This is a genomic window from Citrobacter sp. wls827 (assembly GCF_005280875.1).
Classification (GTDB): Bacteria; Pseudomonadota; Gammaproteobacteria; order Enterobacterales; family Enterobacteriaceae; genus Citrobacter; species Citrobacter youngae.
In genome coordinates, this window is record NZ_SZWR01000017.1 from 179,638 (window position 1) to 195,233 (window position 15,596).

Annotated in this window: 14 protein-coding genes; 4 read left to right on the forward strand and 10 right to left on the reverse strand. The window is 54.5% G+C overall.

Features of this window, described 5'->3' with window-relative positions; all coding sequences use genetic code 11:
* The first annotated feature begins 98 nt into the window (after positions 1-98).
* Together FDX03_RS11400 and dadX are read left to right on the forward strand one after the other, a co-directional pair.
* Positions 99-1,397 (forward strand): D-amino acid dehydrogenase, encoded by a 1,299-nt coding sequence (locus FDX03_RS11400; RefSeq protein ID WP_048211426.1) that lies wholly within the window; start codon positions 99-101, stop codon positions 1,395-1,397.
* 12 nt (positions 1,398-1,409) lie between these two features.
* A complete protein-coding gene (gene dadX / locus FDX03_RS11405; RefSeq protein WP_061068048.1) occupies positions 1,410-2,480 on the forward strand; it encodes a catabolic alanine racemase DadX in 1,071 nt (356 codons plus the stop codon).
* Positions 2,481-2,531: 51 nt separating this feature from the next.
* On the opposite strand, the gene FDX03_RS11410 is transcribed toward dadX, so the two are convergent.
* Together FDX03_RS11410 and ldcA are read right to left on the reverse strand one after the other, a co-directional pair.
* Positions 2,532-4,265 (reverse strand): potassium/proton antiporter, encoded by a 1,734-nt coding sequence (locus tag FDX03_RS11410; RefSeq protein ID WP_040232328.1) that lies wholly within the window; start codon positions 4,263-4,265, stop codon positions 2,532-2,534.
* A 97-nt stretch (positions 4,266-4,362) separates the two neighbouring features.
* Positions 4,363-5,277 (reverse strand): muramoyltetrapeptide carboxypeptidase, encoded by a 915-nt coding sequence (ldcA, locus tag FDX03_RS11415; RefSeq protein ID WP_101742637.1) that lies wholly within the window; start codon positions 5,275-5,277, stop codon positions 4,363-4,365.
* Positions 5,278-5,375: 98 nt separating this feature from the next.
* Between ldcA and emtA the strand changes: the two genes are divergently transcribed.
* Positions 5,376-5,987 carry a membrane-bound lytic murein transglycosylase EmtA gene (gene emtA, locus FDX03_RS11420; RefSeq protein WP_048211429.1) on the forward strand — a complete coding sequence of 204 codons (612 nt, stop codon included), beginning with the start codon at positions 5,376-5,378 and terminating at the stop codon, positions 5,985-5,987.
* A gap of 11 nt (positions 5,988-5,998) precedes the next feature.
* Here emtA and ycgR read toward each other — a convergent pair whose 3' ends face one another.
* Complete coding sequence (ycgR, locus tag FDX03_RS11425) at positions 5,999-6,733, reverse strand: flagellar brake protein YcgR (protein WP_048211430.1); 735 nt, start codon at positions 6,731-6,733, stop codon at positions 5,999-6,001.
* 201 nt (positions 6,734-6,934) lie between these two features.
* Between ycgR and FDX03_RS11430 the strand changes: the two genes are divergently transcribed.
* On the forward strand, positions 6,935-7,189 hold the full coding sequence (locus tag FDX03_RS11430; RefSeq protein ID WP_048212573.1) for a GlsB/YeaQ/YmgE family stress response membrane protein: 255 nt from the start codon (positions 6,935-6,937) through the stop codon (positions 7,187-7,189).
* Positions 7,190-7,230: 41 nt separating this feature from the next.
* On the opposite strand, the gene FDX03_RS11435 is transcribed toward FDX03_RS11430, so the two are convergent.
* The 7 genes from FDX03_RS11435 to FDX03_RS11465 all read right to left on the reverse strand — a co-directional run bounded on the left by FDX03_RS11435 (position 7,231) and on the right by FDX03_RS11465 (position 15,588).
* Positions 7,231-9,201, reverse strand: coding sequence for a TonB-dependent receptor (locus tag FDX03_RS11435; protein ID WP_115601897.1), 1,971 nt, complete (start codon positions 9,199-9,201; stop codon positions 7,231-7,233).
* A 23-nt stretch (positions 9,202-9,224) separates the two neighbouring features.
* The gene (gene modD, locus FDX03_RS11440) at positions 9,225-10,082 is read right to left on the reverse strand and encodes a ModD protein (RefSeq protein ID WP_115601898.1); all 858 of its coding nucleotides are present in this window, start codon (positions 10,080-10,082) and stop codon (positions 9,225-9,227) included.
* Complete coding sequence (locus tag FDX03_RS11445; RefSeq protein WP_061068044.1) at positions 10,079-10,891, reverse strand: class I SAM-dependent methyltransferase; 813 nt, start codon at positions 10,889-10,891, stop codon at positions 10,079-10,081. Before FDX03_RS11445 ends, modD begins: the two co-directional genes overlap by 4 nt.
* A 9-nt stretch (positions 10,892-10,900) precedes the next feature.
* Positions 10,901-11,662 (reverse strand): ABC transporter ATP-binding protein, encoded by a 762-nt coding sequence (locus tag FDX03_RS11450; protein ID WP_061068043.1) that lies wholly within the window; start codon positions 11,660-11,662, stop codon positions 10,901-10,903.
* Positions 11,659-12,645: an iron ABC transporter permease gene (locus FDX03_RS11455; RefSeq protein WP_048211435.1), complete on the reverse strand. Its 987-nt coding sequence runs from the start codon at positions 12,643-12,645 to the stop codon at positions 11,659-11,661. Before FDX03_RS11455 ends, FDX03_RS11450 begins: the two co-directional genes overlap by 4 nt.
* Positions 12,645-13,667, reverse strand: coding sequence for an ABC transporter substrate-binding protein (locus FDX03_RS11460; protein WP_137345950.1), 1,023 nt, complete (start codon positions 13,665-13,667; stop codon positions 12,645-12,647). The genes FDX03_RS11455 and FDX03_RS11460 overlap by 1 nt, the downstream gene beginning before the upstream one ends.
* Before the next feature lie 208 nt (positions 13,668-13,875).
* The gene (locus FDX03_RS11465) at positions 13,876-15,588 is read right to left on the reverse strand and encodes an alpha,alpha-trehalase (RefSeq protein WP_137345951.1); all 1,713 of its coding nucleotides are present in this window, start codon (positions 15,586-15,588) and stop codon (positions 13,876-13,878) included.
* Positions 15,589-15,596 lie beyond the last annotated feature (8 nt).

Consider the following 15,596-nt stretch of genomic DNA (forward strand, 5'->3'; position numbering starts at 1 on the left):
ATACATCACCATAAAAAAGCCATATGTTGAATAATATTTTCAACTGAGTTATCAAGATGTAATTAGAAGATTGTTCTTTTACTGTTAACGGAGTGGCTATGCGAGTTGTCATACTGGGAAGTGGCGTCGTTGGCGTGACCAGCGCCTGGTATTTAAGTCAGGCTGGACACGATGTCACCGTCATCGATCGTGAGCCGGGGCCGGCACTGGAAACCAGTGCGGCGAACGCCGGGCAAATCTCCCCTGGTTATGCCGCGCCGTGGGCGGCCCCAGGCGTACCGCTAAAAGCGATTAAATGGATGTTTCAGCGCCACGCGCCGTTGGCAGTACGCCTCGACGGGACGCAGTTCCAGTTGAAATGGATGTGGCAAATGCTGCGCAACTGCGATACCAGCCACTACATGGAAAACAAGGGGCGGATGGTGCGCCTGGCGGAATACAGCCGTGATTGCCTGAAAGCGTTACGTGCCTCTACCGGTATCGAGTATGAAGGACGTCAGGGCGGAACCCTGCAACTGTTCCGTACCGCTCAACAATATGAGAACGCCACCCGCGACATCGCCGTGCTCGAAGATGCGGGCGTACCCTATCAACTGCTGGAAGCAAGTCGCCTGGCGGAAGTCGAACCTGCGCTGGCAGAGGTCGCGCACAAACTGACAGGCGGGTTACGGTTACCGAATGACGAAACCGGTGACTGTCAGCTGTTTACCCAGCGTCTGGCGCAAATGGCCGAGCAGGCGGGGGTAAAATTCCGTTTTAACACTCCGGTCGATAAGCTGCTGAGCGATGGCGAGCAGATTTATGGCGTTCAGTGCGGCGAGGAGATAGTCAAAGCCGATGCCTATGTTATGGCCTTTGGCTCGTACTCCACGGCAATGCTCAAAGGGATCGTTGATATTCCGGTGTATCCGCTCAAAGGCTACTCATTAACCATTCCGGTGGCAGAAGATGACGGCGCTCCGGTTTCAACTATTCTTGATGAAACCTACAAAATCGCCATTACCCGTTTTGATGAGCGTATTCGTGTTGGCGGTATGGCAGAGATTGTTGGTTTTAATACTGAGCTACTACAACCACGCCGTGAAACGCTGGAGATGGTGGTGCGCGATCTCTTTCCGCGCGGTGGGCATGTGGAACAGGCCACCTTCTGGACCGGGCTGCGTCCGATGACGCCAGACGGAACGCCAGTGGTGGGGCGTACCCGCTTTAAGAATCTGCTGCTCAATACGGGTCATGGCACATTGGGCTGGACGATGGCGTGTGGATCCGGTCAGTTGCTGAGCGATATCCTCTCTGGTCGCACGCCTGCCATACCTTATGACGATCTGAGCGTGGCGCGTTACAGTCCGGGATTTACCCCGTCTCGCCCGCGGCATTTACATGGCGTACATAACTAATAAGGACGCGAGATGACCCGCCCGATACTGGCCAGCATTGACCTGCAGGCGTTGAAACAAAACCTGACCATTACGCGTCAGGCTGCGCCGGACTCCCGCGTCTGGTCGGTCGTAAAAGCTAATGCCTACGGACACGGTATAGAACGTGTCTGGAATGCACTGGGAACGACCGATGGTTTCGCGATGCTCAATCTCGAGGAGGCGATCACCCTGCGGGAGCGGGGATGGAAAGGACCGATTTTAATGCTGGAGGGTTTTTTCCATGCCGAAGACCTGACGGTGTATGACACATATCGTCTGACCACTTGTGTCCACAGTAACTGGCAGCTCAAAGCGTTGCAAAATGCCCGCCTGAACGCGCCGCTGGATATTTACCTCAAGGTGAATAGCGGCATGAACCGGCTGGGTTTCTTACCAGAGCGCGTTGCCACCGTCTGGCAACAGTTACGGGCAATGCCTAACGTAGGTGAGATGACGCTGATGTCGCATTTTGCGGATGCTGAACATCCGGATGGCATTAAGGACGCGATGGCGCGTATTGCGCAGGCAACGGAAGGGCTGGAGTGTCGACGTTCGCTGTCGAATTCGGCTGCGACGCTGTGGCACCCACAAGCGCATTATGACTGGGTTCGCCCGGGTATTATTTTGTATGGCGCATCACCGTCGGGGCAATGGCGGGACATCGCCAATACCGGCCTGAAACCAGTAATGACCCTGAGCAGCGAGATAATCGGCATACAGACGCTGAAAGCTGGCGATCGGGTGGGCTACGGTGGACGCTACACCGCCAGCGGCGAGCAGCGCATTGGCATTGTGGCGACAGGCTATGCCGATGGTTATCCGCGCCATGCGCCAAGCGGCACGCCTGTGCTGGTGGATGGCGTACGTACCGGGACGGTCGGCACGGTATCCATGGATATGCTGGCGGTAGACCTGACGCCGTGCCCGCAGGCGGGGATCGGGACGCCAGTGGAGCTGTGGGGTAAAGAGATTAAAATCGACGATGTGGCGACAGCGGCGGGCACGGTGGGTTATGAATTAATGTGTTCTTTGGCGCTGCGTGTGCCGGTAGTGACGGTGTAACTTTTGTAGGCCGGGTAAGGCGCAGCCTCCACCCGGCAAAAAACATCCGCGTTACTCATCCTCATCTTCAGCAACGCGAACACCAACCTTCAGTACCGCATTATCTTCTTTCTCGGCTACCGTCCAGATCATACCGGCAAATTCCACCTGGTCACCGACGACCGGCGCAGCACCCAATAGTTGCTGAACAATTTCACCCAGCGTTTGCTGCTTATCGCGATACCCGGTGCCATCTTCCAGGCCATAAATCAGTGCCACATCGGCATATTTCGCGCTGGCTTCAAGAATAAAATCACCAAAGAAACGCTGGTCTAACGACACTGGCGGCGACTGGCTGAACAGCTTACCTAAGGCGGGCAGGTCGCGTTCGCGGCCAATGACGCACAGTACGTCGCCTTCGCGCAGACGCGTGCTGCCGGAGGGGTGAAACAGCACGTTGTCACGAAACAGGGCGGCAATTCGCGTTTCTTCCGGCATATGCAGGTCGCGCAGCGCGGCCCCGACACACCACTTATCCGCACTGAGCTGATAAACAAACTGCTCCCAGGGATTATCCGGATGAATATCGAGACCTATACGAGAAACCGGCCAGCCAACGGGCGGGACCACCACTTTGGCTTTTTTGGCGGCCCACGACAGCGACGTTCCCTGGAACAGCAGCGAGATCAGTACCACAAAGAATGCGACGTTAAAGAACAGGCGCGCGTTTTCCAGGCCCGCCATCATTGGGAAGACGGCGAGGATGATGGGTACCGCGCCGCGCAAACCCACCCAACTGATGAAAATGCGCTCACGCAGATTGAAACCACGAAATGGCAGCAATCCGGCGAACACTGACAACGGACGCGCGAAGAAAATCATCCAGGCGGACAAAATCAGCGCCGGAATCGCGATAGGCAGCAGGTCGGACGGTGTAACCAGCAGTCCAAGCACCAGGAACATGGCGATTTGCGCCAGCCAGGCCAGTCCGTCAAAGTTTTGCAGAATACCGAATCGGTTGCGGATCGGGCGATTTCCCAGCAGAAAACCACACAGATAGACCGCCAGAATACCACTGCCTTCCAGCGCGGTAGTCAGGGCAAAAATCAGGATCCCACCGCTCAGGGCCAGCAGTGGATAAAGCCCGGCAGGCAGTGAAATACGGTTAATCATCTGCTGGAGCAGATATCCACCGCCGAGACCGATAGCGATACCTAAGCCAAACTGCTGGATAATATGTACCGCAAACATCCAGCTTAAACCGGTCTCGTGGTTCTGGATCATTTCGATAAGCGTAATGGTCAGAAATACGGCCATTGGGTCATTGCTACCTGACTCAATTTCCAGCGTCGAGCCCACACGTTCGTTGAGTCCTTTACCGCCGAGCAGGGAGAAGACCGCCGCGGCATCGGTTGAGCCGACAATCGCACCAATCAGCAGCCCTTCAATGAGATCCAGATGAAACAGCCATGCCGCCATCATGCCGGTGAGGCCAGAGGTAATCAGCACACCCACGGTCGCCAGCGATAACGCCGGGCCCAGCGCTACACGAAATGAGCTGGCCTGGGTGCGCATCCCACCGTCGAGCAGAATAACCGCCAGCGCCAGGTTACTCACCATGTAGGCAAAAGGGTAGTTATCAAAAGGAATACCGCCCACGCCGTCCACGCCCGCTAACATGCCAATAGCGAGGAAAATCACCAGAATCGGGATACCAAGACGTGATGAGAATGAACTAAGCAAGATACTGCAGGTGACGAGAACGGAACCCAAAATAAAAAGGCTAATGATTGCTGCGGCATCCAACGTTCGGTTACTCCTGAATTACGCTGTTTCGTATTAATAAACCCTAACATAATAACGACAGAAACAGCGTTTTACTTAGCCCTGAGGCAGGCTTTTTTTACGATTTAAGCACCGGATGACCGGAGATTGTGAGCTGACTGCCGTTTTTATCATTTTTCAGCACGGCTTTGGCCCCTAAAGGTAAGGTGACGGTGCGTTGTTCATGGCCAAAATCGAGGCCGCCTAACAGTGGAACGGATAATCTGGCGCGCAGAAAATCACAAACTGAATCGAGACTGTAACCGGCATCATAATCATTAGGCGCACTGCCGCTAAAACTGCCGAGAATGATGGCGTTCTGGCGGGCGAGGATCCCAGCATGATAAAGTTGCAGCAGCATGCGCTCGATGCGAAACGGGTGCTCGTTGATGTCTTCCAGCACCAGAATACCGTTCTCAATGGCGGGCATCCACGGCGTTCCCATCAGCGAAATGAGCATTGCCAGATTGCCTCCCCACAGCGTGCCTTCAGTAGCGCAATCCGGGCCATGCCCTTGCCAGTCGAGAGTAAATTCGGCATTGCGCAAAGCCTGCCAAAAATGGTGCTCGGTAAAGGCGTTCATTTCCTCGGCACCGAAGTTAGCCGCCAGCATCGGGCCGCTGAAGCTAATCACATTACTCTGAGCCAGCAGACCACACTGAATGGCCGTGAAATCGCTGTGTCCACACAGCAGCAACGGGTTTTGTTGCTGACGAACGGCCAGCGCCTGCCAGTCAATATCTGCCAGCAAACGGCTCGCACCGTAGCCGCCGCGCACCGCCATCACAATAGTATCAGGCATTTTTAGCTCAACGAGTGAGTTCACATCCGCCAGACGCTCGGCTTCGGTACCGGCAAAACGCTGACAGCGGCGGGTAATGACGGCAGTGTTATCGACCTGATGACCGGCCTCAGTAAGACGCGCAAGCCCACGTAATGCTGCCTGCTGGTTAATACAGTAGCCCGACGGGGCAATTAAGTGAAACCGGGACATGGCATTTCCTTGCTACAACTAAAACCAAATGTATATCATGCCGCGTAGGTATGTCGTTGTCACCTCAGCGACAGGTTCCGGCTATAAGGATAGATGACGTGAAATTGAGATGGTTTGCTTTTTTGGTTGTATTACTCGCGGGCTGTAGTTCAAAACAGGATTACAAAAATCCGCCATGGAATGCAGAAGTTCCGGTTAAACGCGCAATGCAATGGATGCCGATCAGTGAAAAAGCCGGTGCTGCCTGGGGCGTTAGCCCACAATTGATTACGGCGATTATCGCTATTGAATCAGGGGGTAACCCCAATGCAGTCAGTAAATCTAATGCCATCGGTCTGATGCAGCTTAAAGCCTCTACCTCCGGGCGGGATGTTTATCGTCGTATGGGATGGAGCGGTGAGCCGTCGACCAGTGAGCTGAAAAATCCAGAGCGCAATATCTCCATGGGGGCGGCATATCTGAGCATTCTTGAAACCGGTCCGCTGGCGGGAATTGAAGACCCACAGGTGATGCAATATGCGCTGGTGGTGTCATACGCGAACGGTGCTGGGGCGCTGCTGCGGACGTTCTCCTCTGACAGGAAAAAAGCCATCAGCAAAATCAACGATCTGAGTGCGGATGAGTTTTTCGAGCATGTTGTCGATAACCATCCAGCGCCGCAGGCTCCACGTTATATCTGGAAGCTTCAGCGAGCGCTGGATGCGATGTAACGCGCGTAATATTACTCGCGCACTTTATTCGATTTTTCCCGAGCCTCACGCTCAAGTGAAAAAATAATCCGCTGTAAATTCCGCTCCACCGCCGGGCCGACGTTGAGAAAACGAAAGCTCAGGCGGGGAGTGGTGATGGTCTCATTTTTTCCGTCGATCACTTTTCGCTCGGTAATCGAGATGAGCTGGGCATCAACGTGGTACACGCCCCATTGTTCCATATTCAGTTCAACCTGCGAGAAGCGCATGCCTTCGACCAGCCCCTCCGGTGCTGTCCCTTCTAATAGCGCGCCCATGCCGCCAAGAGATAAATCGAATAAGCGAAAATGCAGGAGACTGTTGTCCGGCATCTTCGCCTTGCAGTGATAGGGCGGGTGTAACGGTGCGCCGATGCGGAAGTATTCCCGGCGCTGGACGAACCACAGCGAAGGTGGCAACGATGAGACAAAGGCTGGCAATCGTTGATACTCGCCTTTTGTCAGTTGCGGGAGGGTAAACTCCACCTTGGCACCCTGCGTTTCAGCGATAATTGAGATCTGGCTGGCGCGTTGCACGGCTTGGTTTTCATATTCCTGACTGCCAAAATCCATGATCAATTCGTCCGGGCCGACAGCAAGAATTTTGCTGATGAACTGACCTCCTGACCAGGAGATACGCAGTGGAACCTGCTGTGAATTTAAGTCCCGGAGTACCCCTAATACGGCGAGTGGGTTTTGCTTCAGGAACTGCTCATTGTAGTTACTCACACCTAATGACTCCTGGATACCTGGCTTATCGTTGGGTTATCGGCATTGCGAGACGGAACTTAATACAAATGGATGAAATTTTTTACCCGAGCCAATGAATTAAGTCTGAGTGCAAACAGCAGGTAGCGATGGCTTGCCTATACTTAACGTGCTGGCGCAGGAATGTCTTGCGTATGCGTTCACTGGAAAGAGGGCCTGAAAATGGGAATTATTGCCTGGATTATTTTTGGTCTGATTGCGGGGGTTATCGCCAAGCTGATTATGCCGGGGCGTGATGGCGGCGGATTTATTCTGACCTGCATTCTCGGTATTGTCGGTGCTGTGGTCGGTGGGTGGCTGGCAACGATGTTCGGTATCGGCGGCGATGTCAGTGGGTTTAATCTCCACAGCTTCCTGGTGGCCGTGGTCGGCGCGATTGTGGTACTGGGTGTTTTCCGACTGGTACGACGAGATTAATCGAACGGCCCCTGCGGGGGCCGTTTCTCTGCGTAGTTTAGTCAGAACTGGTATTCAATCCCCGCCCAGTAATTACGACCTTCTTCGATAAACCCTTCGCTGTAGACGTACTGTGTATCAAACAGGTTGTTGACCGAAGCGTTAACGCTAAAGCCATGTCCGATGGTGTAATCTGCCCGGAGGTGGGTAATGGCGAATCCGGCCGCTTTTTGTGAGCCATCAGAATTGCTATAGCTTGAAGAGCGGGCTTCTTCGGATAGCGTAATGCTGAGTGGGTCCCATGGTTTCAGCGTCATCCAGGCGGTGAGAGTTTGCGTCGGCAGATCGGTAATTTTACCGATGTCGCTGCGTTTAACGTCAGCATGGATAAGACCGTAGCTTAGCCCCACATCCAGCATGTCAAAGACCTTACCTTTGACGCCGGCATCCAGGCCGGTGTAATCCACCCGACCACTGTTTTGGTTCTGAATCGTGTCGGCATCAATATTGTGCGACAGAATCGCATCGGTAATGCGGTTGTAATACACGCTGGCTTCGAATCCCCAGTTTTGGGTGAACGAACCGTTCCACGTGAGATCGACGCTACGGGCGCGTTCCGGTTTTAGCTGCGGGTTGACCAGCGCTATCTGGTTATAAGCCGGTTTTGACGTGGTGTAGCGCTCTTTCAGTGTGGGGAAGCGCGTTCTGTCAGAGTAGGACAGCGCTAATGTGTCAGAATTTTCAAAGTGATATTTGGTCATTACCTGCCAGTTAAAGGCGGACTGATCGTTGTCATCATAATGGGTAACGCTGCCGTTTTTCTCGTGCTTCATCCCCTCTACGCTGTCACGCCAGTCGTAGCTGATACCCGCCACCACATCGACATTATCCGCAGCCGCCCACTGATATTCACTGGCAACAGACCAGGTGCGATCTTCGTAGCGGTCATAAGCGGCATTTGGAGCCCCTTTTTCGCGATGAACATCGTCTTTCCAGTTCACGGCGAAAGAGAGCAGGTCGTTCTCCCGCATATCAGCGGAAAGCTGCAAACCTGCGCCGTCGCTATAGTCAGAATAATGGCTGTAGCTGCCTTTCTTATTTTTCAGATCGGCAAGGGAATTGTACATCATCAGTGTATTTTCAAAGGTGTCGCGATACAGGCGGCTTTTCAATGTAAAGCGATCGCCCAAATGCGTGGTGCCCTGATAGTAATAACTTTCTTTATCATATTGCGGCCATTGCCAGTAACGTGATTTCTGGCTGCTGGTCCCGGCATATGGCGGGTTATCTTTTTCGCCGTCCTGATTAATGTAGGTCAGAACATACTCATCATCACCGCGTGGCGTGAACCCCAGTTTCACGATGCCGCGTTTATCATCGGCTGATGAGTTAATCATCTTGCCATTGCTGCCCGCTACCGGGTTATCAACACCATGAGGTAATCCGAGGAAATCCTGTTTTAGCTGGCTACCACTGAGCTGGATATATCCGAGATCGTTGCTGGCACCGAACGACGCGTGCATATCATGGGCATTGTCTTTGCTACGGCTCCAGCCCTGACGATAGCCCAGAGAGCCCTCAATCGGTTTGGTGGGCTTCTTGGTCGTGATGTTGATAGCGCCACCCATCTGGTTCGGCCCCTGTAGCAAGGATGAGTAGCCTTTAGAGACCTCGACAGAAGCGATATCGGATGTCAGAAAACGAGCTAAATCAAGGTTGCCATCGTAGGGGATGTACACCGGAACACCGTCGAAAAAGACCGGGACCTGACGACTGTCAAAACCGCGGACCTTCACTTGTTGCTCGTTACGGTTACCGGATTTTTGCAGCACGACGCCGGGAACGACGCTTAGCGCCTGCGCCACGTTTTGTTTATCCAACTGCTGCATCGTTTCCTGGCCGAGAACCGTAGTGGTTGCGGCGGAGGCCGGACTAGACCAGACGGTCATGGTTTCGCTTTCCTGCCCAGCAAAAGCACCTTGCGCGAAAGCAAACGACAGGGCTGTGTAAAGACAACTTTTGTTAAAATTCATTATTTATAGTCCATTTATAAATGTTATACGCCGTGGGTGTCCGGGCTCAGGCTAACTTTGATATCCGCCGGTGGGGCGTAGTAAGGTGCGGAGGTGATAAAGAGTCTGATGCCACAGTCGAGATAACTCGCCAGTGAGGCGAGGGTAATGCCGCCAGTCAGCGCCAGCGTGCAATGGGGGGCCAGAGACGGTGCCAGGCGAGCGATGCCTGCTGCCTGCTCAGGGGTAAACTTATCGAGTTGCAGCACATCAGGGGCCGCATGTAGCGCGGCCAATGCCTCATCGGGGGTATCTGCTTCGACCACAATCTTTTTTTCTGGCGCATGGGCGCGTAGTTGCGCGATTGCCGCAGCCCAGTTGTTCGGATCGGCAAGAAAGCGGCGATGATTCGCAAAAAGCAGCACGGTTTCGGCGCTCCCGCCCCGGTGGATAATGCCTCCGGCAGCAAGGATCGCCTGGGTAGCCAGCATACGGGTGCCAGGGATAGTTTTGCGGGTGCAGGCAATCTGGCCATCAGGATAGCGCTGACGCAGGATGCTTAGCATATCGTCGAGATAGCGTGAGACACCGCAACTCCACTCCAGCACGTTCTGTACTGCTTTCCAGCCCTGGTGTAGTGCCGCCGCGTTACCCTGCGCGCGCAGAAGTAACTGTCCGGTACGCGCCCGTTCGCCATCGGGCACAAGGTCGGTAACGGTCAAACCCAGTGATGTCAGCATTTGTCTGGCAACAGTAGTTCCGCTTACGCACCCGCCCTGGCGGTGATAAAAACCCATACTTCCTGGCTGTGCGCCGATACCCAACGCGCGGGTTGTTAAATCGCCGCCCTGAATATCCTCCAGCAGCAGCGCATCGACTTGCGCCTGTGAGAAGTAGATCATTGCAGCGCCTCCCGCGGTACGCTGTCCCACCAGATAAGCGCCCAGTCGCGACTGGCGGGAGCGATGGTGCCGGGGTCCTGCTGATGGTACCAGTGCTCCAGACGCTCAATTTCGTCGGTGCTCAGTTCTCCCATGCTCCAGCGCACGTTCTCCAGAAAACGTGTCCAGGTGCTGTTGTCCTGCTGACAGTTTGGTCCACGGATAAAATCAACATGTGCGTGAATGCCCATCTGATACAAAACATTCAGTGCATAGATATAGTTGGGAAGCTCAATCACCTCGCGCCCCAGCGCGCGCTGAATCGTGGGCGATACAAATGAGGAACTGACGAGATGGGTGGTGTAAACCCGCAGCCGTGCCTGATTATTCAGTTTGGTCATAGCCTGACGCATATCGGCAACCAGCGTTGAACGTGAGGCGACGGCAATATCACACTGGGGCAAGTCGTCCCAGTGCGCTTCCCATGCGCGCTGCACCCACTGTACGTGGCGCACGCCCATCTGCCCGGCACGGCGAGCGGCAACGCTCAGCATTCCCTGGCTGTAGTCTACGCCGTAAACGATCGGCATTTTTTTGGCCAGCGCCAGCGCAACCGTTCCGGGGCCGCAACCCATATCAAACAGTGATTCAGCACCTTTCAGGTCAATCTTGCTCAATAACTGGAGCAGGTAGTTGTCGGTTAATGAGGCGCAATTTTCTGCCATTTTTTCCGCGCGTTTGTCCCAGTGTTCTGGTTTTTTCTCGGTTCGCTTCGCCTGAAGTAACTGTTTGCGGTACAGGTCAGCAAAATCAATGTCGTCAATGAGCATCGTGATTCCTTAATCGTGTGAGCCAAAGAGGTGATGGGCTATTTGTGAGGGCGTGACCCGATACAGCGTGGCCAGACGTTCAGCAGCCAGTTGGTGTTCAGGCCCCCCCTGTGACACCAGACCATCTGGCTCGACGCGTACCACGCTGTCGGCAATGGCCCGTGCATGCAACGGATGGTGGGTCGACATCAGCAGCGCCATGCCCGAATTTTTCAGCGTGACCAGGGTGTCGAGCAGTCGGATCTGGTGACCAAAATCGAGGCTGGAAGCAGGTTCATCCAGCAGTAAAAGACGTGGACGCTGTGCCAGCGCACGGGCAATCAACACCAGTTGACGTTCGCCACCGCTCAGGGTGTTCCAGCGCCGGGGCGCGAGATGCGGGATTGCCAGCACGTCCAGTTGTTCAAGGGCGATGTCGCGTTCTTTGCCGCCGGGAACGGCAAATGCCGCCATTTGCGGGGCCAGTCCCATCATCACCATGTCCAGAGCCGTGAAGGCAAACGCACCGTCATGTGCCTGAGGAACCCAGGCGATGGCGGCGGCGCGTTCCCGGTCGCTGAGATGATTCACCGCGATACCATCAAGCGTAATCTGGCCAGCAAGCGGTTGAAGAACGCCAAGAATGGTACGCATCAGCGTAGTTTTCCCACTGCCATTGGCGCCAATCAGGCAACAAATTGCCCCTGGCGCGACGCTAAACGAGACATCGCGTAATACTGGGTGCCGGGAATGGTAGCCGAGAGATGCATGTTGTACGCTCAGCAGCGTCATTGTCGGCCTCCCCGGAGCAGAAGTAACAGGAAGAAGGGGGCACCAATAAACGCGGTCAGGATCCCCAGCGGGATTTCCGTGCTGCTCAGAGTGCGGGCAAGGGTATCTGTCAGCAGCAGTAAAATAGCGCCGATCCCCATTGAAACAGGCAGTAGCCGTTGGTGGTTGTTCCCACAAAGCAGTCTGCCAATGTGTGGCACCACCAGCCCAATCCAGCCAATAATTCCGGCAATCGCCACAGTACAGGCGGTGATAAGCGTGGCGCAGATAATCAGCCAGAGCCGTAGCCGGGAAACGTTGATGCCCAGAGAACGGGCTTCATCATCCGAGAGGGTGAGTAAATTCATACGCCAGCGTAGCAGCAACAGCGGCACCAAACCGGCCACGATCAGCGGTGCGGACAACCACAGGTCATGGGCGGTGATGGTCGACAGACCACCGAGTAGCCAGAAGGTAATCGACGGTAGCTGGGTATACGGGTCAGCCAGCGTTTTGATGAGCGAAATCCCTGCGCCGCACACCGTACCCAGCGCAATGCCGACCAGTACAAGGGTGAGTACCGGATCGTGGCGTTTTACCCGCTGGGTGATGAGCCACACGCCCGCCACCACGAACAGGCCGCCGACAAACGCATACAGTTGAATAAACAGGATCGGTAAACCGAGCAGGATGGCGGTACAGGCCCCTAAACCCGCCCCGGCTGCCACGCCGAGAATATCCGGCGACACCAGTGGGTTACGGAACATACCCTGATAAGTGGTCCCTGCGCCCGCCAGTGCCGCACCCAGCAGCAATGCAGCCAGAATGCGTGGCAATCGAATCTGCCAGAAGACGATTTTGTCCTGGGGCGGCACGCCCGGATGGTCAGCAATGAGGTTCATCACCTGCTGGGCATCCAGGCGATATGCACCTGAAACCGTTGCGACGATGACACACACGGCAATGGCTGCGATCATCAGAGCACTCAGCGTAGTCATTCTCATCAGGGTGTCACCAGCTTTTGAAACTGTGCATCGCTTAATGAGGTGTGCCAGAACAATTCTGCGTAGCGCTGCATATCGGTCTTAAAGTGGGTTTCAATTTTGGGGTCAAGCCAGGCGTGCAGGCGACGTAATCCCAGCAACCGGTTGATGCCCGGCGGGGCGTCCAGCCAGCCAAACGGCAGTCCGCTGAGAAACAGAATACGTTGCTCAGCAACGGCTTTAACCCCTTGCCAGACGGGATCTTCTCGCAGGTACTGTGCGGTGACTGCATCCTGAACCAGAATAATATCGGGCTGCCAGCTCAACAGATTTTCCATGGATACCTGGGTCAATCCATGTCGTCCCGGGATTTGCGCGACATTGTGTAATCCCAGTAACTCTGGTGCTTCGGTATGCAGTGAACCCTGTAAACCGGTTTCCAGTCCTCTGGCACCGCGTGCGGCATAAAAGCGCAGTTTTGCTGCGGGGGAGTGCGAAAACGCATCTGCGTCATCAATAAATCGACGGGCAAGCGCGGACTGTGCCGAGGCCCGTGTTGCGGTACCCAGCGCAGCCCCTGCGGCTTGCAGTTGTGCCGGGGTTTGTCGGAGCTCGCCGTTAATCAGCAGCCACGGAACGCGCGTTTGCGCGTTGACCTGCCGGGCTTGAGAAAGCCAGGTTTCATCAGCATTGCCGCAGTCAACCACCAGATCGGGTTTCAGCGCTAACAAGGCCTCCAGTGACAGGGTGCTGGCGCGTCCTGCCAGTCTTCCCAATTTCGGTAACGCCAAAATGTCATGATGGAATGGCACTGCGGCCTGGTGAGAAAAATCAAATGATGAAAATCCCACCAGTTTTTCCGGTGCGACAGCCAGCAATAGCATATCAGCAGGTGCTCCGGCGCTGACGACGCGCAGGATTGCCTCAGGTGATGGCGGTGAACCGACAGCAACGGTAAGCGGTGTTTGGGCAAGGGCCGGAAAATGGCGTAACAGCAGCGCAGATGCCACGAGCTGGGCAAACATCCTTCTTGTCAGTGGCATTATGTTGGTCCTGAACAGTGATAAAATCGCTATATATTTACATATACAGCGAATAAAAACATGTTCAGAATCAATTTCACACGGATGAAAACAGGGGCTACCCCATAAGGGCTAGATGCAATGGATACACCTGAAATGGAGATATATGGCACCAAAAAATCCGCGACAAGGCGCGGATTTAGAGGATGCTGAAGACACCAGAAGAAGATTAGGACGTCGGTTGAGTCTGCTTTTTGGCCTCGGAAGGCGTGTTACTGGCGGGGGCGGGGCGCGTTGCCGGTACGCTGTCGCAGGGTTTATCTTTAGCGCATATCAGATCGAGCATTTTTAACGTTACGCCGTTGGTCCAGCCGAAACCATCCTGTAGCGGGTATTCGCCACCGCCGCCGCCGGTTCCTGTGCTGCTCACGTCATACTTCTCAACCAATTTTTTCTCACGATCGTACGTGTGCTGCACATTGGTGAGGAATCGCCAGGTGACATCCATAGCGACATCATTTTGGCCATAGTTCTGTAATCCCGAGGCGGCGACCCACTGTAACGGTGCCCAGCCGTTGGGAGCATCCCACTGCTGGCCGCTTTTCACCGACGTGGTTGCAAGGCCGCCAGGTTGCAACAGATGCGCCTGAGTTGCTGTGGCCACCTTGCCGGCGCGATCTTTTGCCGCCGCATTCACAAATAAAGGGAACAGCGCGGCGGCAGTTAACTGATTACGGACTTTGTGGCTCTTCAGATCATAGTCGGCATACCAGCCTTCTTTGTCATTCCACAACCAGGTTTCAATCCCTTTTTGGCGGGCATTGGCAAAGCCCTCGTACTGCGCTGCTTTGGCATCGTCACCTGCGGCTTTGCTGGCGAGAGCGATCATTTTCTCCATCTTGTATAACAAGGCATTGAGATCGACAGGCACAATGCTGGTGGTGCGCAGGGTACTTAGCTGGTTGGGGTTATCCATCCAGCGTGAACTAAAGTCCCAGCCGGATGCTGCGGCTGAGCGCAGGTCGCGATAAATTTCAGTGGCAGGGCGGTTCGGATTGCTTTTCGCGGTGGCAATATCCTCAACCCAGGATTCAGGTCTTGGCGTATCCCGGTCATCCCAGTAGCGGTTTAAAAGGGTGCCATCAGCCAGTTTGACCACACGTTTATGCTGTTGACCGGGCTGAAGTGTTTCGCCTCCTTCCATCCAGTAGTTGTACTCTTTTTGCATCTGCGGGAGGTATTTTTTCAGCGCGTCGTTACCGTCATGTTGCGCCAGCAGTTCAACCATAAAGGCAAAGAACGGTGGCTGTGAACGGCTCAGGTAGTAGCTTCGGTTGCCGTTAGGAATGTGCCCCCAGGAATCAATCTCATAAGCGAAGTTGGCCACCATATCAGAAACCTTGTCCCAGCGATTGCTCTCGGCAAGCCCCAGCATAGTAAAATAGCTATCCCAGTAATAAATCTCACGAAAACGCCCGCCCGGCACTACATAGGGTTCTGGTAGCGGCAGCAGAGAGTCCCATTTTTCGACATCGGTGGTTGAGCGAGTGAGTACCGGCCACAGTCCGTCAATATGCTCGCGGAGTGATTGCCCGGCCGGGGGCACGTATTTCTCACCCTCTTTTGGCAACGTAAAATTCACTTCCACAAAATGGCGTAAATCAAAGCCGGACTGATTTTTCTGCATCCGATAATCGGCAAGGATCATCAGTGGATCGCTGTTGGGCACTGCGTCTGCAAAAGTTTTCTGATCGGGAAATAGCTTTGCTGTCTGTACATCATTGAACAATGGACCAAGCAGAATATCAGGAGGAGAAGGCGTAGCGACAGGTGAATCCTCAGCGTTCGCAGTAAAAGAGGCCAGAGCAAAAAAGGTGCTTGCGAGCGTCAGTTTTATCGCCACTGAGAGCAGGCCAGGATGGCGAATTGCGGGTGTTATCATCGGTTAAT

Coding starts and splice junctions, on each gene's coding strand:
- FDX03_RS11400 (WP_048211426.1), top strand. CDS start 99: ATGCGAGTTGTCATACTGGGAAGTGGCGTCGTTGGCGTGACCAGCGCC.
- dadX (WP_061068048.1), top strand. CDS start 1,410: ATGACCCGCCCGATACTGGCCAGCATTGACCTGCAGGCGTTGAAACAA.
- ldcA (WP_101742637.1), bottom strand. CDS start 5,277: ATGTCCCGGTTTCACTTAATTGCCCCGTCGGGCTACTGTATTAACCAG.
- FDX03_RS11430 (WP_048212573.1), top strand. CDS start 6,935: ATGGGAATTATTGCCTGGATTATTTTTGGTCTGATTGCGGGGGTTATC.
- FDX03_RS11435 (WP_115601897.1), bottom strand. CDS start 9,201: ATGAATTTTAACAAAAGTTGTCTTTACACAGCCCTGTCGTTTGCTTTC.
- modD (WP_115601898.1), bottom strand. CDS start 10,082: ATGATCTACTTCTCACAGGCGCAAGTCGATGCGCTGCTGCTGGAGGAT.
- FDX03_RS11445 (WP_061068044.1), bottom strand. CDS start 10,891: ATGCTCATTGACGACATTGATTTTGCTGACCTGTACCGCAAACAGTTA.
- FDX03_RS11450 (WP_061068043.1), bottom strand. CDS start 11,662: ATGACGCTGCTGAGCGTACAACATGCATCTCTCGGCTACCATTCCCGG.
- FDX03_RS11455 (WP_048211435.1), bottom strand. CDS start 12,645: ATGAGAATGACTACGCTGAGTGCTCTGATGATCGCAGCCATTGCCGTG.
- FDX03_RS11460 (WP_137345950.1), bottom strand. CDS start 13,667: ATGCCACTGACAAGAAGGATGTTTGCCCAGCTCGTGGCATCTGCGCTG.
- FDX03_RS11465 (WP_137345951.1), bottom strand. CDS start 15,588: ATGATAACACCCGCAATTCGCCATCCTGGCCTGCTCTCAGTGGCGATA.